At 49.2% G+C, this 21025-nt stretch carries 22 protein-coding genes; 9 read left to right on the top strand and 13 right to left on the bottom strand.

Going from position 1 to position 21025, the window contains the following annotated elements; all coding sequences use genetic code 11:
* The first annotated feature begins 300 nt into the window (after positions 1–300).
* Positions 301–1347 carry a squalene/phytoene synthase family protein gene (locus ACJ2PR_RS06265; RefSeq protein ID WP_446876399.1) on the top strand — a complete coding sequence of 349 codons (1047 nt, stop codon included), beginning with the start codon at positions 301–303 and terminating at the stop codon, positions 1345–1347.
* Between the two features lie 102 nt (positions 1348–1449).
* Here ACJ2PR_RS06265 and ACJ2PR_RS06260 read toward each other — a convergent pair whose 3' ends face one another.
* The gene (locus tag ACJ2PR_RS06260) at positions 1450–3165 is read right to left on the bottom strand and encodes a diflavin flavoprotein (RefSeq protein WP_446876398.1); all 1716 of its coding nucleotides are present in this window, start codon (positions 3163–3165) and stop codon (positions 1450–1452) included.
* Between the two features lie 263 nt (positions 3166–3428).
* Entirely contained in the window at positions 3429–5171 is a 1743-nt protein-coding gene (locus ACJ2PR_RS06255) for a diflavin flavoprotein (protein WP_446876397.1), read from the bottom strand.
* Between the two features lie 154 nt (positions 5172–5325).
* Here ACJ2PR_RS06255 and ACJ2PR_RS06250 point away from each other — a divergent pair, with 154 nt between their 5' ends.
* Positions 5326–6120: a pantothenate kinase gene (locus ACJ2PR_RS06250; RefSeq protein ID WP_446861903.1), complete on the top strand. Its 795-nt coding sequence runs from the start codon at positions 5326–5328 to the stop codon at positions 6118–6120.
* Positions 6121–6137: 17 nt separating this feature from the next.
* Here ACJ2PR_RS06250 and ACJ2PR_RS06245 read toward each other — a convergent pair whose 3' ends face one another.
* The 8 genes from ACJ2PR_RS06245 to ACJ2PR_RS06210 all read right to left on the bottom strand — a co-directional run bounded on the left by ACJ2PR_RS06245 (position 6138) and on the right by ACJ2PR_RS06210 (position 11758).
* Positions 6138–6350 (bottom strand): DUF6887 family protein, encoded by a 213-nt coding sequence (locus ACJ2PR_RS06245; RefSeq protein ID WP_446876396.1) that lies wholly within the window; start codon positions 6348–6350, stop codon positions 6138–6140.
* Between the two features lie 193 nt (positions 6351–6543).
* Positions 6544–7416 carry a nucleotidyltransferase domain-containing protein gene (locus ACJ2PR_RS06240; RefSeq protein ID WP_446876395.1) on the bottom strand — a complete coding sequence of 291 codons (873 nt, stop codon included), beginning with the start codon at positions 7414–7416 and terminating at the stop codon, positions 6544–6546.
* Entirely contained in the window at positions 7413–7616 is a 204-nt protein-coding gene (locus ACJ2PR_RS06235; RefSeq protein WP_446866372.1) for a hypothetical protein, read from the bottom strand. The genes ACJ2PR_RS06240 and ACJ2PR_RS06235 overlap by 4 nt, the downstream gene beginning before the upstream one ends.
* A 30-nt stretch (positions 7617–7646) precedes the next feature.
* On the bottom strand, positions 7647–8102 hold the full coding sequence (locus tag ACJ2PR_RS06230; protein ID WP_446876394.1) for an NUDIX hydrolase: 456 nt from the start codon (positions 8100–8102) through the stop codon (positions 7647–7649).
* Between the two features lie 105 nt (positions 8103–8207).
* A complete protein-coding gene (bcp, locus tag ACJ2PR_RS06225; RefSeq protein ID WP_446876393.1) occupies positions 8208–8666 on the bottom strand; it encodes a thioredoxin-dependent thiol peroxidase in 459 nt (152 codons plus the stop codon).
* Positions 8667–8681: 15 nt separating this feature from the next.
* A complete protein-coding gene (gene argH, locus ACJ2PR_RS06220) occupies positions 8682–10169 on the bottom strand; it encodes an argininosuccinate lyase (protein ID WP_446876392.1) in 1488 nt (495 codons plus the stop codon).
* Between the two features lie 218 nt (positions 10170–10387).
* Positions 10388–10639 carry a hypothetical protein gene (locus ACJ2PR_RS06215; RefSeq protein ID WP_446861909.1) on the bottom strand — a complete coding sequence of 84 codons (252 nt, stop codon included), beginning with the start codon at positions 10637–10639 and terminating at the stop codon, positions 10388–10390.
* 276 nt (positions 10640–10915) lie between these two features.
* Positions 10916–11758, bottom strand: a complete 843-nt coding sequence (locus ACJ2PR_RS06210; protein ID WP_446876391.1) for a response regulator — start codon at positions 11756–11758, stop codon at positions 10916–10918.
* Between the two features lie 244 nt (positions 11759–12002).
* Between ACJ2PR_RS06210 and ACJ2PR_RS06205 the strand changes: the two genes are divergently transcribed.
* Complete coding sequence (locus ACJ2PR_RS06205; RefSeq protein WP_446876390.1) at positions 12003–13478, top strand: dolichyl-phosphate-mannose--protein mannosyltransferase; 1476 nt, start codon at positions 12003–12005, stop codon at positions 13476–13478.
* A gap of 81 nt (positions 13479–13559) precedes the next feature.
* Here the strand turns inward: ACJ2PR_RS06205 and trmB are convergent, their stop codons facing one another.
* Complete coding sequence (gene trmB / locus ACJ2PR_RS06200) at positions 13560–14432, bottom strand: tRNA (guanosine(46)-N7)-methyltransferase TrmB (RefSeq protein ID WP_446876389.1); 873 nt, start codon at positions 14430–14432, stop codon at positions 13560–13562.
* Positions 14383–15654: an FIST signal transduction protein gene (locus ACJ2PR_RS06195; RefSeq protein ID WP_446876388.1), complete on the bottom strand. Its 1272-nt coding sequence runs from the start codon at positions 15652–15654 to the stop codon at positions 14383–14385. Before ACJ2PR_RS06195 ends, trmB begins: the two co-directional genes overlap by 50 nt.
* 442 nt (positions 15655–16096) lie before the next feature.
* Here ACJ2PR_RS06195 and ACJ2PR_RS06190 point away from each other — a divergent pair, with 442 nt between their 5' ends.
* Both ACJ2PR_RS06190 and ACJ2PR_RS06185 read left to right on the top strand, forming a co-directional pair.
* Positions 16097–16318: a CP12 domain-containing protein gene (locus tag ACJ2PR_RS06190; protein WP_446861914.1), complete on the top strand. Its 222-nt coding sequence runs from the start codon at positions 16097–16099 to the stop codon at positions 16316–16318.
* 249 nt (positions 16319–16567) lie between these two features.
* Positions 16568–17173 carry a DUF3177 family protein gene (locus ACJ2PR_RS06185; protein ID WP_446876387.1) on the top strand — a complete coding sequence of 202 codons (606 nt, stop codon included), beginning with the start codon at positions 16568–16570 and terminating at the stop codon, positions 17171–17173.
* 124 nt (positions 17174–17297) lie between these two features.
* On the opposite strand, the gene ACJ2PR_RS06180 is transcribed toward ACJ2PR_RS06185, so the two are convergent.
* Positions 17298–17867 carry a hypothetical protein gene (locus tag ACJ2PR_RS06180; protein WP_446866382.1) on the bottom strand — a complete coding sequence of 190 codons (570 nt, stop codon included), beginning with the start codon at positions 17865–17867 and terminating at the stop codon, positions 17298–17300.
* 212 nt (positions 17868–18079) lie between these two features.
* Here ACJ2PR_RS06180 and ACJ2PR_RS06175 point away from each other — a divergent pair, with 212 nt between their 5' ends.
* The 4 genes from ACJ2PR_RS06175 to ACJ2PR_RS06160 all read left to right on the top strand — a co-directional run.
* Positions 18080–18379, top strand: coding sequence for a DUF7734 family protein (locus ACJ2PR_RS06175; protein ID WP_446876386.1), 300 nt, complete (start codon positions 18080–18082; stop codon positions 18377–18379).
* Between the two features lie 63 nt (positions 18380–18442).
* The gene (glmM, locus tag ACJ2PR_RS06170; protein ID WP_446876385.1) at positions 18443–19900 is read left to right on the top strand and encodes a phosphoglucosamine mutase; all 1458 of its coding nucleotides are present in this window, start codon (positions 18443–18445) and stop codon (positions 19898–19900) included.
* Between the two features lie 203 nt (positions 19901–20103).
* On the top strand, positions 20104–20661 hold the full coding sequence (locus tag ACJ2PR_RS06165) for a hypothetical protein (protein WP_446876384.1): 558 nt from the start codon (positions 20104–20106) through the stop codon (positions 20659–20661).
* Between the two features lie 48 nt (positions 20662–20709).
* Positions 20710–21025, top strand: a 316-nt coding sequence (locus tag ACJ2PR_RS06160) for a winged helix-turn-helix transcriptional regulator (RefSeq protein ID WP_446876383.1), incomplete at its 3' end; no start/stop codon positions are given.

The following is a 21025-nucleotide window of genomic DNA, read 5'->3' as shown; positions in this document are numbered from 1 at the left end:
GGTTCAATCTGCTGTTCAACAAAAACAATTACTAGCAAAAAGCTTTGCAGGATTTAGGACATTTGCTGCGTAGCAGAATTTTTGTAGCCAACCCATGTCGCTGCTTTTGGGTCAAGGTCGCTTTTGTAAACATCATCAATAAGAAGAATTGACCAATAAAGTTACTCTTTCAGTAGGTGGTTGTTTCTACGGGCATTTAGAATGTTAAATTGTATTTTTTATCACACGTTAATCGTAACAAAACATGGGAATCATGAAATCATCATTAATATGTGACTTAGGGAAGTTTACCGTTCACTTATGAATACTTTGCCCATTTCTCGCCTGGTGGGTTCTTCGGAATATCGTGCGATCGCGGATGACACACTCAAAGATGAAGACAACGCCGCCTGGATTATAGAGCTTGACCCAGAGATTCGCGAGCAGTGGATTGAGCGGATTCACTGGATTCGGTTAGCTGATCGTCTGGCAGAAAACGGTCTGATTCATTCAGAAAAATCTCAGTTTCAGTGGTTTTACGATAGCTGGAACTGGCTCAAAGAAACCGGAGAGGTGCAGCCCGGATGCCCTCACTCAAAACTTTTCTATCGAATGCGCGATCGCTGGTTTGAAGACTTATCTGACCCCATCGGTCATCTCTCAATTCAATCCTGGGATCAATACTTAAGCTCTCTAGCAAAGTATCATAAAGAACATCTTGTCATCAGTAGTTTTGACCAATTTGAGGGAATGCTAGAAGATTTGGCCGCCCCTTTCTTCCAAGTTTTGCCTTTTTTATCAGAGCATCAGTGGCACGCTGCGGGACAGTTTGGCACATTAGACCAGTTCTACAACAACTTGCGAGACCTGCGGGAAGATGCTGAACAGGGAATTTGCTATTTGCCAACAGAGCTACTTGATCGCTTTAAGGTCAGCCGAGCAGAAATTCTTAGCTTGCAGGCGATCGACAATCCGGGCTACCGTCCGATGATGAAGTTTTGGATACATGAGTATTTACCTCAGTTGCATCGCAAAGCCTACCCATTTATTTTGGCACCCGATCTGCATCCTTCCTGGCAAATGCTGCGAGATTGGTCACTGCATCGCTATCGGCGTATTGAGCGGATCTTTCGTCGTTGCGACTATGACTATTTGCGCTTTCCAAGACTGTATTGGCAAGAAGTCAAGCGAGATTTGGTGTTGATGCTGCCCGGTACGTTTGGGTCAGCGATCGAGAAGTCAGCTAAACAAACTTCTTATCTCAGCCGTACTAGCAAGCTGTTCCAGATTTCTGAGCTAACTCGCCTCTCTCATCCCAAAGACCCCACTGTAGACCCTGTATCCCCCTACACCCTCAATGCAGGCTAGAAAAAGTTGGATCTGGAGTGAGGCCTGGAAAGAGGATAGAGGCTTTATGCGCAATGTCCATCTACTGCCCGAAGCCCTTTGCACTGAAGAGGTGGACGGCTATTAGTAGTAGCTTCCTGATTTGCGATGGTAGACCGCCGTTACGCCCTTTTGCTCTAGCACTTTGCCGCTCTCGACCACTGCATAAAGTAGCCAGTGATCCCCACATTCCATTCGATTTTGCACAGTGCATTCCAGATAAGCCAGCGCCTCTGACAGCACAGGGCAACCGTTAGAAGCTTCTTGGGTGTCTACATCGGCAAAGCGATTTTCTCCAGGGGCAGCAGGCTTCATAAAGTGTCGTCTCAGGTTTCGTCCCTCTTTGAGAATGTTGAGGACAAAGCGATCGCCCGCATGATCCAGCACGCCATCTGCGTGATCTTTCGCGATCGCCACCGTCACCCCCGGCGGATTAAACGTCGCCTGTGACACCCAGGAAGTCAAAACTCCCGATGTCGTGTCACCTTGTTTGGCAGAGACGACACAAAGAGAGCCAACCACCCGCCCTAATGCTTGTTCTGTGCGATCGCTCTGAGCTTCGGTTGCCACTTGTCGAGGCACTCGCACCTTTTTCGCTTTCTTGAGCGCTTGAGCAAATTCTGTCCCTGCCAACTCGCACTGTTGCAACACTTCGTCGGTTGGCTTAAATTTGACGCGAATCGTTTCAAAGCCAAAGGGATAGCCCGCATCTTGTAGTTTGCTCTCGATCAGGTCGATCGCTTCTCCGCTCCAGCCATAAGACCCAAACACCCCAGCCAGCTTGTTTTTTGCCGCCGTCGAAAGCACGAGTCCCAGAGCGGTCTGAATTTGGGTTGGGGCATGTCCCCCCAGGGTTGGCGAACCGATGATGAAGCCGTCACACTGTTCGATCGCCGCCGTGATTTCTGCCGTGCCAGCAAATTCGCAGTTAATCGATCGCACGTCTACTTCAGATTGAGTTAGCCCTTTGGCGATCGCTTGTCCGGTCGCGGCGGTATTGCCATAGGCAGAGGTGTAGAGCAGGGCGACAGAGAGTTCTTGAGTCTTTTGCTGTTCGCACCATTGGCGATAGTCTAACGTGAGACGACTGAGACTGTAGCGCACGAGAGAACCGTGACCCACGCCATAAATCTTGGCAGGAAAATTGGCAATCTTATCAAGCGTCGCTTCGACCTGACGAGACTGAGCCGCATAGAGACAATCGAAATAATAGTGGCGATCGCCGTCTAGCTGTTTCCAGTTTTCATCAAAAATCGCGTCGTCGCAAATGTGAGCGCCAAACAGCTTATCGGTGTAGAGAATGCGCGTGGCGGGATCAAAGGTACAAAGTCCATCCACCCAGCGCGGTGTCGGCACAAACGCAAATCGCAACTCATGCCCCTTGCCCAGATCCAACACTTCCTCACCTCGGACAGCGTTGATTTGCAGGTCGCGATCGGGAAAGGCCGCTTTGAGCGCAATGGCCGCAGGTCTTGAACAGACGATCGTCAGTTGAGGAGCCGAGTCCAGCAAGACCTTCAAAGTAGCGATGCGATTGGGATTGACATGACCCAAAATCATATAGTCCAGCTTTTGAAAATACTGATGATCGTGGAGTTCCTTGAGAAAAATCTCTGTAAAAGAGGCTCCAGGCGGGTCAATCAGCGCCGTTTTTTCTGCCTGAATCAAATAAGAATTCGCCGTCGTCCCTTTTTGACGAGAATACTCAACTTCAAACTTGAGGCGATCCCAGGTGCGCGATCGTAACACCCGCGTATCTGCGCCAATTTCAGCAACCTGCACATCTTTAGGCTTGTTCATAAAAAGAAGAGGATGAACTTGATTGAGCTTCGTCAAGAGAGATGAGAAGGAGGGCGAGAGACTTTATTCAACTGAGAAAGAAGGCGTTGCTGAATGGAAGGATGCTCGTGAAGGTTGTCCATCCTTTCGCCCCCTAAATCCCCCAATTCTGGGGGACTTTGATTTTGAGAGAGTCTAAAGTTGAAGCGGCAGACGAAGCCTCTCTTAGAAATCTCCTCAGACCTCCATGCCAAACCATTTCATCCCTCACCCCTTTAGTACCTTTAGTAGTGGTTGCCCACTTTGCGATGGTGAACGGCAGTCAGTGCGTCTGCTTTGGAGACTCGGCCGGTGTGAATCGTGCTGTAGACGATCCAGTGATCGGTGCAGTCCATGCGGCTGACGACTTCGCATTCGATATAGGCCAGCGCATCCGCCAAAATGGGAGAACCGTTTGTCGCAGGATAAGTCTTGACATCGGCAAACCGATCGGCACCCGGCGCAAACCGTTTCAAGAAGTGGCGCATCAAGGCTTGATAGTTGTCTTCTTCGAGAACGTTGAGGACAAAGCGATCGCCCAAGTGCATAAAGGACTCGATCGCCCGATCTTTGGCGACAGCAATGGTGATGCCCAACGGCTCAAAACTAGCCTGAGACACCCAGGATGCCAGCATTGCACTGGAGATGTCGCCCTTCTGAGCCGTGATGATGTAGAGACCGCCACTCAAGCGACCCAGGGCTTTGTCCAATTCACCATCCAGCGACTTCATTTGTTTGACAGTGCGATCGCGGGTCAGCCATTGTCCCATGTCGATGCCTGCTTCGTCGCAGAGTTGATAAGTGGCATCGGTCGGCGGTTCTTTAATCTGAATCGGTGAGAATGCTTCCGTCAAGCCAATTTCCTGAAAGCGATTTCGCAGGGGATAAACAGACTCATCATCTCCGCCGCCTGCTTCAAACAAGCCCACCGACTGCTTGGAGTTAGTCGCTGCCAAAATCGTCCCCAAGGCTGCACTGGCATTGGCGGCAAATTCACCCGATTGAGGCGGCATCCCAATCACAACACCGCTCACCAACTCAACTAATTCCCTCACATCCTGCGGCTCAGAGGTGCGTAAGTCCATCATTTCAACCGCGACACCCGTTTTGGTAATGCCGTTAGAAATCGCTTGAGCGAGCCGATCGCTATACCCATAATCCCCAACGTAGAAGACTCCAACCGTCGTCACAGCCTTAGCTTGAGCCTGACTCCACTCGCGATAGCGTCCCACCAAATCTTGCAGGTTATGGCGAAGTAATGGCCCGTGACCTGTGGCGATCGTCGTGATTTCGGGCAAACCATCCATACGTTTAATAGCTGAGAGAACTGATCGAGCGTTGGGGCCCATCAGGCAGTCGTAGTAATAGCGAAATTCTTCTTCGATCAGATCTAGATCTTCGTCGTAGGTGTGATCGTCACAAAAGTGCATTCCAAAAGCGTCGCAGGTGTAGAGAACCTGAGTACTGTGGTCAAAGGTAAAAATGGTGTCAGGCCAGTGTAGATTGGGAGCCTGAACGAATTCCAGCGTGTGACCGTTGCCCAGATCGAGGCGATCGCCACTCTTGACCATTTGCCGCTCAAAGGGCTGATGCACAAAGCCTTCGAGAAACTGAATCGCAACTTTGGCAGCGACGATCGTAATATTTGGATTAAGTGCCAAAACGTCTTTGACCAAGCCGCTGTGATCAGGTTCGGTATGGCTGATGATCAGATAGTCGATGTCTGCGGGATTAATCAGCCCTGTTAATGTGTCGAGATAGAGGTCGCGAAACTTTTCGTGGGAGGTATCGACCAGGGCAATCTTCTCGCCTCGAATCAAAAAGGAGTTGTAGGTGGTGCCGTTTTGCAGCGCAAATTCGATGTCGAAGCGATCGCGATCCCAATCCAGCGATCGAATGACTGTCGTATCAGGCGCAATATCGGCGGTTTGGATCGTGAGTCGAGTTTGACTGCGGCTGGCGCTTGTGCGATCTGAAAGGGCGACCATAACTGCCTCCGTACCAATAAAGTTTGTAAACTTATGTTTCTCTTCAATCTTAATCTTCGCTTGAGAATTGCGTCTTTGTAAAGTTCCGATAGGCAAAGCTACTTATCAGCGAAACTTATCTATAAATCGTTTTCCAATCGTTAAGCTGGATGCAATGAGCGAGAAACCGACGAATCAGCACTGGTTAGCCTTAATTATCGGCAATTCTCGGCTGCATTGGGGTTGGTTCATAGATGACAATCTACAACAATCCTGGGATACATCGTATTTATCGGAGTCGATCGTTGAGAACTTAATTCACACCTCATTCGATTTTGCAAAATGCCAACTTGCTCCTATCAGCCTACCGTCGTCACCCGAACTCTGGATCGCTTCGGTCGTGCCACAACAGACTGCCCTTTGGCAAATCTATTCTCAGGTGAGAACGATCGCTCCCGATCAAATTTCCCTTCAAAACGCTTATTCAACCTTGGGACTCGATCGTACCTTGGCAATTTGGGGGGCCAGCGATTTATATAAAAGTCCAGTTTTAGTCATCGATGGCGGCACTGCATTAACGTTCACTGGGGCAAATGAGCAACGAGAATTCATTGGAGGCGCAATTCTCCCAGGGTTGCAGCTACAGTTTCGGGCGGTTCACCAGGCAACCGCAGCACTTCCTCTAATTGAAACCAAAACCTTAACAGATCTGCCGTCTCGCTGGGCAACGGGAACGATCGCCGCCATCCAAAGCGGAATTGTTTATTCGCTAATATCCACCATTCGCGACTTTATTGAAGACTGGCAGCAACAGTTTCCTAATAGCGCTCTGGTGTTGACGGGAGGAGACAGTGCCCGATTACATCACTACCTTGAGCAACGGTTCCCTAAGATGAGCAATTGCATTCTACTAGAGCCAAATTTATTGTTTTGGGGAGTGCGATCGGTCAGACAAGTTTTGAGCCGTTAGCTTCTGTTCAGATCTCGCTAGTGTGTCACATCTCCATTGGTACTCAGCTTTCTTTTGAGAATCTCTTCCATTTCTTTGAGATCTTCATCGCTTTGTGGAAATGGATACTTGGGACTGTTGGGATTTCCTCGGTTGATAAGGGCTTCGATCCCATCATCATCTTCCCGATGAGCCAATACATAAGCTCTCAATTCTTGACGATTCATTTTGCTAAAGTCAGGCTTCGTCATCGTTAAACCTCCATTGACCATCTGAAAAAATCAGAATTTCTAGGGGCATACACTTTCTACGGTAGCAAGTCACTACCATATCTTAAGAATGCGATCGCTCCGAAGGTTCTCTCGCTCAATGGCAACTTCTAGCCAACCTTGAATCGCATCTTGCAGCATTTCTAAAAGATCTTTGAATTGTTATGCAGCCCTGTTACCTCTTCAGTCTTTCTACGACTAACCGACGATCGCCATACCATTGACTCAAGTCTTGCTCAACTTCTTCAAGAATTGCGATCGCTTCCATAATTAACTTTGCATCAGCCGATGATAAAGTAAACGCTGACTCAACTCGTTCCCGATAGTTTTGTGGACAGAGCGCAAAGCTGTTGGCAATTGCTACTGCACCTTTCTCATTCAATAGGTACTCTTCATTGAGTGCAAATAATACTTGATTCATGCAAGCCACGCTACGAAAACAGCACCCTGCTGCATAAACAATATCGTTGCGTGTAACTGCCTTTTCCGCAATTGCCAATGAAAAACTAATTTCCCAGGCAAACCTATTAATCGTTGCTTGTTTAAGCTGAATCGGATAGGGGGCTGTCTTAGCCTTTAAACCTTTTAGATATTCATATGGATCGTGAAGTGATAGACAAATAGCAACTTCACCCATATAGATAGAGGATACAAAACCATGTGGATGTCCTGGTTGGTAATCGATCGTAATCTGTCCTGCATGACAATCATCAATAACACGACTAACCTGATCTAAATCACGATAGAGAAAGTCTACAGGTACACCTTCTATCTGTAGCCAACCACCTCCATTGATCCATCTTCCCCACTCACCAATTGAGGTGATTAAATTTGCGCGATGGCTATCATCGAGTTCAGAGGCGAGGTGATTGAGTGCGATCAGGTCAAGTGGGTTTTCAGGCGAGTAGTAGATTCCCAAATCCACATCTGACTTTTGCGTATGGTTGCTTCTTGCCCTTGAGCCACCTAAAGCGATCGCTGCAACTCCCTGAACTGTTTGCAAACGACTAATAACTTGGTGAACAAACTGAGGCAATTGCTGACTCATATCGACTGAAAATCTAAAACTTTAGAATACAAACTATCGACTGATTCTTGTGCAAAAAGTTCATCCTTCAATTTGAGGTAGTCTCCCCCTCCCAGATTGCAGGCCGCGCAAAATCGGGCGACTTCAGATGGCTGCATCTTTGATAAGAGAACTTGTAATCCTTCCTGCAAAATCTGCTGCTCACTCTTCACTCGAATCATCGCTACTATCTGCTTCCACACAGGCTTTACTCAGTCCAGCGTTGTCAATCCTTTGAAATAATCTTGTAGCTGTTGTCGATGGTCGTGAGAAAGCTTGCCTTCAGGAAGAGAATTGGAGTCAAACGCCTGCACATCTAAGACCTCGATCGTATCCTTGATTCCTATTTCTCCGCGCACCTCAACTTCGACGACGACACAGATTGAGTGAATTCGCGGATCGCGATCGGGCGAAGAATAAACCCCCACCAATCGGCGAATCTTGTCTACTTCTAGCCCCGTTTCTTCAGACAATTCTCGTTTGATCGCAGTTGGAATGTCTTCACCCCAATCGACCATGCCCCCTGGCAAACCCCACAAACCGTTGTCTCGACGACGAATCAAAACGATCCGACCATCCGGCAAAAGGGGAATAATGCTGGTGCCTGTGATGGGATGGCGAAAAATAATCCCAATTACAGTTTGAATAAAATGCCACGACCGACGCATGAGTTAAAACGCTATAGCAAATGGGACAGGCACACAGAGCAACCGTCTTTCTCTAAATACAGAATGTGAATCTAAGGGTAAAGGCATCCTGGAAATAGTCTAGGACTACGCTAAGTCAGTCAGAATTTGTGCCGCGTGATGTTCTGGTTTGACCTTTGTGTAAATTTTCTCGATCCTAGCATCTGGGCCGATGACAAAAGTATTTCTACTGATGCCCATGTATTCCTTCCCCATAAATTTCTTTAATCCGTAACTATCGTACTCAGCAGCCACTTTTCCACCCTCGTCACAGAGTAGAGGAAATGGAAGCACGTACTTAGTCACAAATTTTTGATGAGATTTTGCATCATCGGTGCTAACCCCCAACACCACTACGTCTTGAGCCTGATACTCTGCGTAAGCATCTCGAAAGCTACAGGCTTCTTTGGTGCAACCGGGCGTGTTGTCACGCGGATAAAAGTACAAAACCACTCGCTGACCTTTGAATTTGGACAACTGAATGAGATTGCCTTGAGTGTCAGGAAGCTGGAAGTCAGGGGCAAGGTCGCCAATTTTTAGGGGCATAAGGAGAAAGTTGGATTATTTTTTGTTTTTAGACTTCTTGTGCTTTGCCTTTTCGTCCTTTGCCTTTTCGTCTTTTGCCTTTTTGTCCTTCCCTTCTTGGTTCTTGCCGTTTTTCACCGTTTTTTTGGCGGCTTCTAGCGCCTTCTCGACTTGATCAAAGCCAGTGCCTCCGTGGCTGTTGCGGGCAGAAACGACCTGTTCCGGTGCGATCGCGCCATAGATATCTTCCTCAAAAGCAGGGTGCAGATCTTGCCACTCGGCGATCGACAAATCTTTAAGCAATTTATTGGACGCGAGACAGGTTTTGACAACCTTGCCCACCAGATTGTAGGCTTCGCGGAATGGCACACCTTTGGAGGCGAGATAGTCTGCAACATCCGTGGCGTTAGAAAAATCTTCATTAACCGCCTGGGTGAGGCGATCGACCCGAAACTCCAACCCTTCCTCAAATAAAATTGTCATCGCTTGCAGACAGGCTTTCACCGTTTTGACCGCATCAAACAGCGCTTCTTTGTCTTCCTGCAAATCCTTGTTGTAAGCCAGCGGCAGTCCTTTCATCAAAACTAACATCGCTTGCAAATGCCCAAAGACTCGCCCCGACTTGCCGCGCACCAGCTCCGGAACGTCCGGATTCTTTTTCTGCGGCATAATGCTCGAACCCGTCGCACAACTGTCCGTCAGCGTCACAAAGCTGAATTCTTGAGAAGCCCAAAGAATCACTTCTTCAGACAAGCGGCTCAGATGCACCATGATCAGACTGGCGGCGCAAAGAAACTCGATCGCAAAGTCTCGATCGCTCACCCCATCCAAACTATTGGCATACACGCCCGTAAACTCCAGTCGCTCTGCGGTGAAGTGGCGATCGATAGGAAAGGTCGTCCCCGCAAGCGCTCCCGATCCGAGGGGTGAAACGTTGACTCGCTGATAAATCTCGCCCAACCGCTGCCAGTCTCGCTGAGTCATCTCAAAATAAGCCAGCAAATGATGTGCCAAACTGATCGGCTGGGCCCGTTGTAGATGAGTGTATCCAGGGATCAGCGTTCTCACATTTTGGGCAGCCAGATCGAGTAGAACTTGTTGAAACGCTCGAAGCTGTTGGCGAATTTGTTGAATCTGATCTCGCAGATAGAGCCGAGTGTCAGTGCCGACTTGATCATTGCGCGATCGCGCCGTGTGCAGTTTTTTACCGACATCGCCGACCAGCTCTGTCAACCGCCGCTCTACCGCAAAATGAACATCCTCAGCCTCCGTTCCGGGTGAAAACGCTCCCTGCCGATATTCCTGGCGAATTTGCTCCAGACCGTTTACTAGCTGGGTGCCTTCTTCAGGGGAAATAATGCCCGTTTTGGCCAACATTTCAGCGTGGGCCTGTGAGCCAGTCAGATCATATTCAATCAGTTCAATATCGAAGTGAATGCTGGCGTTAAACTCAGCGATCGCCGGATGCAAGGCTGATTCAAATCGCTGACTCCAGGTTTGTGGCGCAGAGGGTTCTTGATTCAAGAGAATCTTCTCCAGAATGCGGATGAGTGATAGACATTTGACTATAGCAGAGGAACAGAAAAGGTTTCTACGTTAGTCTGTCCTCTGTCTTACGTCGTTGAAGACACTCCAGGAAAAAGTTTACGGATTTGGGACTTAGGACTCTGGACTCTGGACTCTGGACAGAATCAGATTTGGAGCCTTTGGTCTTTGGTCTAACGTCCTCAGTCTTTTTGGTCTTAGCCGTAGGTCGTAAAAGTTTTTACCATGTAACCGATCACCAGCCCAATCAAGAAGGCCCACACCTGTCCGGTTTTGACAAAGTGGGCCCAGGCCTTGCCGATGTCTCCTGCAAAATCGGGTTCTTTAAATTGTTGAGCCAGCACCATCCAATCGTCAGGCAGGGGCCAGTGCAGCGTTTGTAAGACATCTCCCCAATGACCCGCGATCGCCCCCAGACTGGTCAACTCTTGAACCATGTGAATGATCATTCTGTAAATCTCCTCAAGCAGCGTTTGCTATTTTATTTGCTTTTGAGGAACCTTCTACCACAGAATCGAGAAATGGGGCATGAATTGGCGAATGTAACCCGCTTTATCCACGCCCCGCACTCTAGTGAGTTCGATGAAATCCTTCTCGGTTACCGATCCGGGTTGCTCCCAAGATGAAGGACTTTGAACGAGAAATCTTGTCTAAAAGTCCCCTAGGATTGACAGCTTGAGGGGCAGAAGCCGTCAATAACGAAGCCAAACTTGATCGAACTAACCCTAACTGAGGAGTGGCATGACCGAGTTGGCAATAATCGCTGCCTGAGTGCGATCGCGCAGATTGAGTCGCCCTAGAATGCTGGCAACATGATTTTTCACCGTTCCCTCAGAAATGGCTAGGGATTGTGAAATTTCTCGATTGCTAGAGCCGGCCGCAATCAGTCTCAAAACCTGGCGTTCTCGTGTTGTGAGTTTGGTGAAGCCGGGGGGCAGCGTGGAATCACTCCGAGAAGCTTGAAAAGACCGACGTTGGGCAGAAAAGGTCAGGACTTTATTGGTAGGAGGAGTCGATTTCAAAGCGACCTCTGCTGAAGTCGATCTTGTAGAGATATCTGCTGAAGCAGATCGCATAGCGTTATCTGCCGAAACCGATCTCGTAGAGATATCTGCTGAAGCAGATCGCACCGAAGTCACACCCTCACCTCTAGCATCAACTCTAGCGAGAATCTTGGGTAGAAGCCCCGGACTCAATTGAGTGTAGCCTTTGTGGACATTGCGAACTGCACCCACCAACTCATCAGGAGACAAATCTTTGAGAAGATAGCCCGTCGCGCCAACCTTGAGCGCATTGGCAACCGATTCTTCGTCATCCAAAGTCGTCAAAACCAAAACCTGAGTGTTAGGAAAGCGCTCACAGATCGTCTGAGTGGTAGCGATCCCATCGATTCTAGGAACACAGAGGTCAATCAAAACCACATCAGGTTTAAGGGCTTCGACTTGTTGAATGGCGCTTTTTCCGGTGTTTGCGTCTCCGACCACTTCTAAGTCGTGCTCTTGTTCTAGCAAGGCTTTTAAGCCCTCACGAATGAGGTTTTGGTCGTCAACGAGTAATACACGAATCATGGGGTAAGCTCCGATCGATGAACAGCCGGGGGATTTCTGAACTCGAACTAGCTGAGTCCTTTTACAGCGAACACCTTTACATCATCAGTTGAAATCACTTCTTGTGGTGACGGATTATGAAGCACTGGGTTCCCTATTCGGGAAGATTTATGAGTTTTTGATTAAGAACCCCTAAATTTCTGGCGCTTCACGCTTGACTTCCTACCGTATGCTGAGAGGTTGGTAGCGGCTGAGGTCAAGATGAATGAGTGTATCAAAGCCTATTGAAAAACCTGTTTGGTGGTGGCGGCTGGGCTTGCTAGGTCTACTTTTGGCATCGTTGGGTCTGCGATTTTGGGGACTGGGACGGTTCAACACCTTTGTGTTTGATGAGGTTTACTACGTTAAATTTGCCCACAACTATTTGACGCAGACTCCTTTTTTTGATGGGCATCCGCCGTTGAGTAAGTATTTGATCGCCATTGGCATCTGGATTGGCAATCAGCTTCCGATCGGGCGTGATGCGGTCAATTCGCTGGGGGGTTCGGCGTTGTCTACCTGGAGCTACCGCTGGCTGAATGCGCTGACGGGATCGTTGATTCCGCTCGTAGTGGCGGCGATCGCCTATCAACTCAGTCTCAGACGCAGTTTTGCCCTGATTGCAGGATTGTTTGCGGCAGCGGACGGCTTGTTTTTGGTCGAGTCTCGCTATGCGTTGAACAATGTCTACTTGGTGCTATTTGGGCTGTTGGGACAGTTATTTTTTTTGATGGCGCTGCGAAGTCAGAAATGGCTGTGGTGGATGGGCGTGGCGGGCATCTGGTTTGGGGCGACGGCCTCGATCAAGTGGAATGGGCTGTGGTTTCTCTTGGGGGCGTATCTGCTGTGGTTTGTCGCTTGGAGCATTCGGCTGGTGAGACTTTTGCTGCAATTTCGACTAACCCGCAAGCGGCCGTCTCACATGGCAGATAGTTTTACCGAAACGCCGCTCGATCGCCTGACTCAGTTCAATCCAATTTCTTTGGGGGCGATGCTGGCGATTGTTCCTGCGATCTTCTACTGGCTGATCTGGATTCCGCATCTCCAACTTAACCCTGACGCTGGTTTTTGGCAGCTACAGCAGCAGATTCTCAGTTATCACGAGCGAGTGGGTAGTGGGGCGACCGTGCATCCCTATTGCTCGACTTGGCTGAGTTGGATTTTTATGATTCGTCCGGTGGCTTATTTTTATCAAGTCACGAATAGTTTGCAGGCCCCCATTCCCACAAGTGGAGCGGCCACCCCGATCGGGCCAGGCAGTGTGATCTATGACGTTCACGCGATGGGAAATCCTTTTTTGTGGTGGTTTTCGTCGGCGGCGATCGTGCTTCTCATCTGGGCCCTGATTGAAAACTTCAACAGCCTTTTTACCCCCACACGCAGCGGTTTTATCGCCCCTAACGAACTCTGGATCGTTTTGTATCTGCTGGTCAACTATGCGGCTAATTTGCTGCCCTGGGTGAGAGTGACGCGCTGTATCTTTTTGTATCACTACATGGGAGCGGCGGTGTTTGCCTCAATGGGGCTGGCCTGGCTGGTCGATCGCTGGCTCCGCAGCGCCATTCCTCGTCGTCGCAGTTTGGCAATTTGGACGATCGGGCTAATCCTCGTCGCCTTCATTTTTTGGATGCCCATCTACCTCGGACTTCCCTTAACGGAGTGGCAATACAAGCTGCGAATGTGGTTTCCGAGTTGGGTCTAGAAGGCATGAGGGAGAACTGCGCTGATCTGTTCCCCCTTTGGGGGTAATCCGCTTCGCGAGGAGGGAGGAGGGAGGAAAAATCTACCCTTCGTCTTTTTTGAAGAACACCGATCGATACACGGGTTCTCCTCGCTCTAAAGTGGAAGACTCGCGCTCAGTGGGGATGGCCATCGGATTTTCGGGCAGCCAACTCGTGTCTTGACGAACGAAAGCCGGATGGTCAGCAAATCGATCGACCATCTCAATCGCCACTTCTTCCACATCCGACTGCACAAACACCATTCCACCTGGACACAGATATTTAGCCACTTCCTCCACGACTTCTGGCTGGACAACTCGCCGCTTTTGGTGCTTGCGCTTAAACCACGGGTCAGGAAATTGAATCGACACTCGTTGCAGCGTTCCCGGTTTTAGAGATGACAACAGAGGATGTAGCGAATTGTTGGCATTGCAAAACAGATAGTGCAAATTTTGTAAGCCTAATTGGTCGCGATGGTCGATCGCCTGTTCTACCAACGGTTCTCGAATTTCCAGTCCTAAAAAATTCCAGTCAGGCTGCAACTCGGCCATCTTGAGCAAAAACCGCCCCCGCCCACAGCCAATATCCAACTGCAACGGCTGGCTCAATGCATACACCTGCTCCCAATCGGGCGGCTGAATCGGAGTCTGATACTTGCGACTTAGCGGATTGACATGTTCACGCACACGAACGATCGACAAAGGAACCTCCAGAATAAGGGAGAAGGGATGAGGGTTGAGGGATGAGGGTTGAGGGATGAGGGTTGAGGGTTGAGGGTTGAGGGTTGAGGGATGAGGGTTGAGGGTTGAGGGTTGAGGGATGAGTTTGAGGGATGAGTTTGAGAAGTTTGGAAAGATCGACTCCCCACTCCCCACTCCCCACTCCTCACTCCTCACGCTTCTGCCGACAAATTCCAAACACGGACGTATAGCCATGTAGAAAGGTGCTGTTGCCGACTGGGCCGATTTCTCCATTACAAAAGAAGCCACTTAGCGGAATGTTGTCGAGATATTCGCAGAACAATTGGGAATCAAAATTGGGTTCGCCATACAGTGCTTCACCGCGTCCCATACAAGAGAACATTAAAGCGCCCACAGGCGACGATCGCGACCCCGCGTCTTTTTGATACCGCTGAAGCAGCACTTCTAAATCGTCAGCAGAAGTCGCCGCATCTCGCAAATGAAACTGAATCCGCTGACCAGGACGAATCCGATCGCCGATCGCAATTGCTCCCACTCGCGGGTCAACCCCTAACAAGTTGCGAATCAAAAAATCTCCTGGCTCCAAATCCTGCTTAAACTCACTTTGCGCCACGCCCACAAATAGCGAATGCTGCGCTAACTCCCGATCGTCTTCACTCAAAGTTTGAATCAGATCTCGCAAAACTTCTAGCGGCAATCGCTGCGTCGCACAGTCCGGCGAATTATCATCCAAACAATCCTGCTCCTGCAAGCCCAGTAAGATGTTCCGTTCGCCCTCAGTCACCCAGTACACGTCTCCGATCGGACGGCATCCTTGAGCAACGATCGTGTCCAACACCAAATTACCGCTCAACGCCACCCCAACCGTACCTTCTCGATGAAAGCGATCGTCACAAAACAAGCCACTGTTGCCTCCGATCGCCCCCGAACTCGCCAACCCGCCCACCTTTGAAGCCCCCGCATAGGCATAATCCAACCCTTGCAGCAAGTCGTTAATCTTGGCAGAAAAGGGATCGGCTAACAGCACAAAATGCGGCTGGTCGGATAGCGGAACCCCCAACAACTCCGCCCACGCATCCGGCGCACTGTCTAAGTCGGGCAATTCCTCCGCCTCTAGATGAAACGTCTTGACCTTAACGCCGGGTAAAGCGGCCAACGTCAGACTCAGCGCAGGTTCTCCCTCAACCTCTAACGCCTTGCCTCGTGAAGTGACTCCGACAATTCCACCCCCACTACAGCCGATAAGCGGCACATCAGGAAGCTGATTTCTTAGAAGAGGCAACAGTCGAGAATATTCGCTGGCAAACGCAGAAGAGATGAAGACAAATGCTAAATCCGCAGGTCTTTGCAGCAGGTCTTGGGCCTGAGTTACCACCTCAGCGATCGCAGCCTCCAACGAAGGACGGGTGGAAAGGGCGCTGGCCCACCTCATTGAGTCGGTTGTTGATTCCACCATAGTGATTCCTCTTGTGCAGCGTGCTGAAATGCGGGTATCCCCAGTTTACTGAAAACTTGTCAGGGGTCGTCTCGATCGCACTACCCAACCGATCGCATCATTCCAGAGAAACGATCAAATCCCGCAATATTTTGCAACAACTTTGAAACAATTCCCTCAAGCTTCCCTTCTGTAGAATCTCGACGGGTTTTCCGTACTTAACCTCTGCCCAAGACACGTTAAGATATAGAAACATAACCCGGATAGCTACCCCCAAGACTAAGAAGTGTTGCGTCAGTTGCAGATGGTCGAACCTTAAGAGATTACGATCGATCAAGGTCAAATCTGCTAACGCCTGTATCACTAAAACAGTGAATAAAGGTCAGCCACACCGCTAAGGTTGGGCTGTATCTACTCTCTCTAACTCAGTTTCACCGTTCAAAAAGGACGAAATTCAAAACCTATGAGCGACATCAAAAAACAAATTGAAGAAGAACTGCAAAATGCTCGTGCTGTCTGTGACGTGAGCGGTTCTAACTCTGGCGAGTGTGCTGCCGCCTGGGATGCCGTTGAAGAACTGCAAGCCGAAGCTTCGCACCAACGTCAAGTCAAACCCAAAAACTCTTTAGAGCAGTTTTGCGACGACAATCCTGACGCTCTAGAATGCCGCGTTTACGACAACTAATTTTCTTGGGTCGTTTGGGGTCAGCCCTGATTGCGATCGTTGAGACAGTGACCCCTGCAAAATCAAATATTCCTCTAAACAAGTGACTGGAAGCTTTTATTGTGACCTGGTTGCTTGTTTTTTAGTGGCAATTTTTGATGGCGATCGTTAGTAATTTGCTTTTCGCTTCAGTCCGATCGGCTACATAATAGAGGCAAAATGGTAAAGTCCATCTCAAAGCCAACCGCTAAAAGCTAATTGCGAACCCCCATGTCAGATGCACCCGCTTGGATCTCCCCGCTCGTTTGGACAGATTACCGCCTGGCGGTGCTGTTTACTGTGATTGTGCCGCTTATTCTGCTGATTTGGGCCTTTACCAAACAGTCGGATGCGATGCAGCGATTGTTGATTATTTATTGGCGCGTCGCAAGTTTGTTGGCGATTACCGTGTATTTACTGATTGGGGCACTGCCGATCGGCTTCATTTCGGGCTGGCTGGCTCGCATTTTGATTCCGATCGCTCTCTGGTACTGGGCCGATCTGAATGAAGAAATCCGGGAGCAACCCTCAAATCCGCTTAAGTTGGCGCTCACTTCCTGGCGATGGGGCGTTTCTGTCTATTGTGCGTTGGGCGCGATCACTCAGTTGCCCTTTTTACGGTGTGCCACTTTACCAAATACTCAACTGCAAAATGACGCATCCTGCCGACTGTGGTTAGAGCCACCCTGGGCGTTTAGAGAATTTTTTCACAGCAGCACTCAGCCCTGGTTTCTTGGATTTTTGGGCATTGCTGGGCTAATTGTCTACACGCTTTATCTGGGCTATTTTGTCTTCTTTAGAGTAGGCAAGCGTAAGCGATCGGCAATGAGCAACTGAGCGCGTAACCCAATGCTGCGATTCATCAACTCTACAGGTCTGGCCAAGGCTAACTGATCGTTTTGACCCGCTTAGATGCGACCGGATGATCGATCGTCTAATACATATTTAATCGTCAGGTCAGCTATTGGTCTTCAATAGACCACTTAACTTTAACGAACCCTTTGTTATCCGAATAATTTCCTCGGACATCGTTGATGTAGAAACGAAGCGTCTCCTTTGGAGCTACATTAACAGTTGCATCTTTACCAATGTACAAGCAGTCACCGACTGAATTTCTCATGACTAAAGATGAAGCGCGTGCATCACAGAGAGCATCTCCACCAAATTTTGCATCATATCCTTCAGGCGAAGTGCTATTTTCCTTCCACCCTGGATTCGCACTCCAGTAACCTTCAGCCTGAAATTTAATCTTGACTTTCTTATCCAAAGGGTTAGAAAACAATTCCCCTTCTGCCGTTGCCGCTGCGACCTCAAAAAGACCACTCATCTGAGAAGCAGGGGATGGAGAAGCCCCAACACTAGGCGTAGAAACACCGGATTGCAGGGCAGGAGATACAGCAGGTTTTGAAAATATTTTATCCCAGTTGCTTACAAGCGCTGTGCCGAGAGTCCCTAAAAGAGCGATTACAGCGAGTGAAACTTGAATTTTGCTGCTGTCGCTCTGCTGTTTTTCCTTGTTGTCATCTGCCATAGGTTGAACTCTGAGTTGATAAGGGCAGTCTCGCACCAATCCATTATTGTACTAACATGTAGAAAATTTTCAGGGTCAGCAAATTGTTTTGAGGAGCGATCGCGATAGACAGCACTCTTCAAAAATCCTGTATTCTCTCTAGCCAACCAGCTAAATATTCTTTGATTAAAGAACGATGCAGTCTAACCAGAAGCAAACCAACTGGAGCAAACATGGGAAGTTCGATCGGGCAGCGTTTGGAGCAATATACCCTCAAGCGTCCGACAGAAGTGCTGCTGGTTTCGGCTGAGATCGAGGGAGCGTTGGATGAAATTGCCATATTCAAAGGCTTTTCCAGTTCTTTGATGAATCCGACGGCGTTTGATCCAGATGTGCCAATTTTGCCAGAGAATGTGAAGATTCTATCAATCGATCGCCTTCAGAGTCCGTATAACCCGAATGATCCACGATATATAGAGAAAGGAATTTCTTGGGAAAACTTTCAGCAAATTCTTGCGTCAGTTGGACTCTAACGAGATCTTCCTGAGAAATGGTATTCTCCACTGTGATCTATATTGTGTGAGGAGTCGTGTTATATGGTGTCGTCACCTGCAAGGGCTGGAACCTCCAGTCTGACAAGTTCTTTTGAGCAAAATTTAGGGCAACCCTGGGGGACGGTTTCGCTGCCTGACTCGGCTTTGTTTGGCACCGATGGCATTCGCGGCCACGCTGGAGAACTGCTCACGGCTCCTTTGGCGCTTCAGGTGGGCTTTTGGGCGGGTCAAGTTTTGCGATCGAACGCCATGAGTCTCCAGCCTGTCATTTTGGGGCAAGATTCGCGCAATTCAAGCAATATGCTGGCGATGGCACTCTCTGCCGGACTGACGGCCGCCGGGGTCGAAGTGTGGGATCTGGGGCTATGTCCAACGCCTGCCGTGGCTCATCTCGCGCATACTGTAGGCGCGATCGGCGGGGTGATGATTTCTGCTAGCCACAATCCCCCAGCCGACAACGGCATCAAATTCTTTAACCCAGACGGCTCCAAGCTTGCTCCCAGACTTCAACAACAGATCGAAGCGGGTTTGCGGGGTCAAAGTTCAGCCATCGCATCCACTGACCACCGTTGGGGACAGCATTCTCACCGTCCAGAACTGCTCAGTCACTATGTAGAAGCGTTAAAAAATCCCTTAATGACTGACCAGCCTCAACCCTTTGCAGGAATGCGGATCGTTTTGGATTTGGCCTGGGGATCAGCCACTCGATTGTCCGCAGATGTGTTTCGATCGCTGGGTGCAGAGTTAATCTGTCTGCACGATCGTCCCGATGGCGATCGCATTAATGTCAACTGTGGCTCGACTCATTTAGCCCTATTACAAGCAGCCGTTCAAGAAAGCTCTGCGGATTTAGGATTTGCTTTTGATGGAGATGCCGATCGCGTTCTCGCCGTTGATAGTCAGGGCAGAATCGTCGATGGAGACTACATTCTCTATTTTTGGGGACAACAGTTGTTGCAATCTCAGCAGCTACCTGGCAATACGATCGTGGCTACCGTAATGTCTAATCTAGGGTTTGAGCGGGCCTGGGAAAAGCAGGGGGGCACCTTAATTCGGGCGGCGGTGGGCGATCAGTATGTCCATGCAGAAATGGTGCGCCACGGAGCAAAACTGGGGGGCGAGCAGTCAGGACACATTCTCTGCCCACATTACAGCATTAGTGGTGACGGATTATTGACGGCGCTACACGTCGCGTTTCTTGTCCAACAAGTCGGCTGCTCTCTCTCAGAGCTGGTGGATCAGAGCTTCCAGACCTATCCCCAACTTCTCAAAAATGTGCGCGTGGTCGATCGCAATCGGCGTATTAATTGGAAAGACTGTGATCCGTTGGTGACGGCGATCGCGCAGGCAGAAACCGCAATGGGCAACCAGGGGCGCATCCTCGTTCGTGCTTCTGGAACTGAGCCTGTGATTCGAGTCATGGTAGAAGCAGAAAGCCTGGATCTAGCCACCCATTGGACAGATCACCTGGTCAGCACAGTTCAACAGCACCTGGTATAGAGCGTGAGTCAGATTATCATCAGAGCTTAAGAGTTCATTTGCAAAACTCAAGAAGCTGATTGATGAGTATGGGCGATCGCTCAAAGACAAGTGACAAGTGAGTTTAGAACACGCCTTCAGCGGGCAAACCTCCAATGACAGTGCAGAACTTTTGAGAGAGGATCGGGGTTGTTGACTCAATTTGTAGTGGATGCAACGTCTTTATGAAGATACAAATTGTGGCGATCGCGCTCCTCTCTCTAGGGTTCGCTCCAGAATTTACGCTATCCGCCCCTTCACAGCCCATCTCCAAAAAAGCCTGTTCTGCTCAAGTCGAACCCCTGGTCACCCTTCTACTGCGCGATTTGCCGGGGTATGCTAACCGGGTGGCAACTCGATCGACTCGCAGATCGGCGATCGCTTCGATGAATTTTGTCCTGACCGCAGGCAGACCTGAATTCACGCCGTTGCCTTTAAAGCCTGGAACTGACATTCCGCCCGATTCTGACCTCCAACAAGTTTTTCTCACCACATTGGAGCGTCAAAACAGCGCAGGCAAACCATTTAACCTTCAGCAACATCATTGGTTATTTTTGGCAAAAACGACCAGCGGCTGGCGATTGGCACTGATGTTTACCCGTACGCGGTCTGCTTCAGACATCTCCGCGAGAGCGCCCATCGGAGAACCTATCACGCCACCGAGAGAAAGCAGTCAGGGCATCATCGGTCAGGCAGTACAAATTTGGCTGAGGGATTGTAACGCTGGCGCAATCAAGCAGTAATTTTCACAAACTCGGCTAGAATAGCATCCTGTCAAATAGTACCAATCCATGCCATTGAATGAGCGACAACTTCGGATTTTACGAGCGATCGACCAGGGCAATATTACGGGCGATAGTATTGCTCAAGCGTTGGGTTCATCAATGCAAATGCTCCGATATTATCTCGACACAATGGCAGAAGATGGTTACTTAAAAGCAGCCAGAGTTTATGACAATGACACGAGAGAATTTCAAATTGTTCGAGCTTACTTAACTGAAAAAGGTAAAGCTGAACTTGAGCAAATGTCGGAGTTAGGTCAAAGTTTTATTCCGATAAATTCTGTCTCTCAACCGTCAGCTAAAAGTGAAGTCAGCCCCATCTCAA

Source organism: Phormidesmis sp. 146-33, from assembly GCF_052939515.1.
The sequence above is the reverse complement of the archived record's forward strand: the minus strand, read 5'-3'. Positions and strand labels throughout refer to the sequence as shown.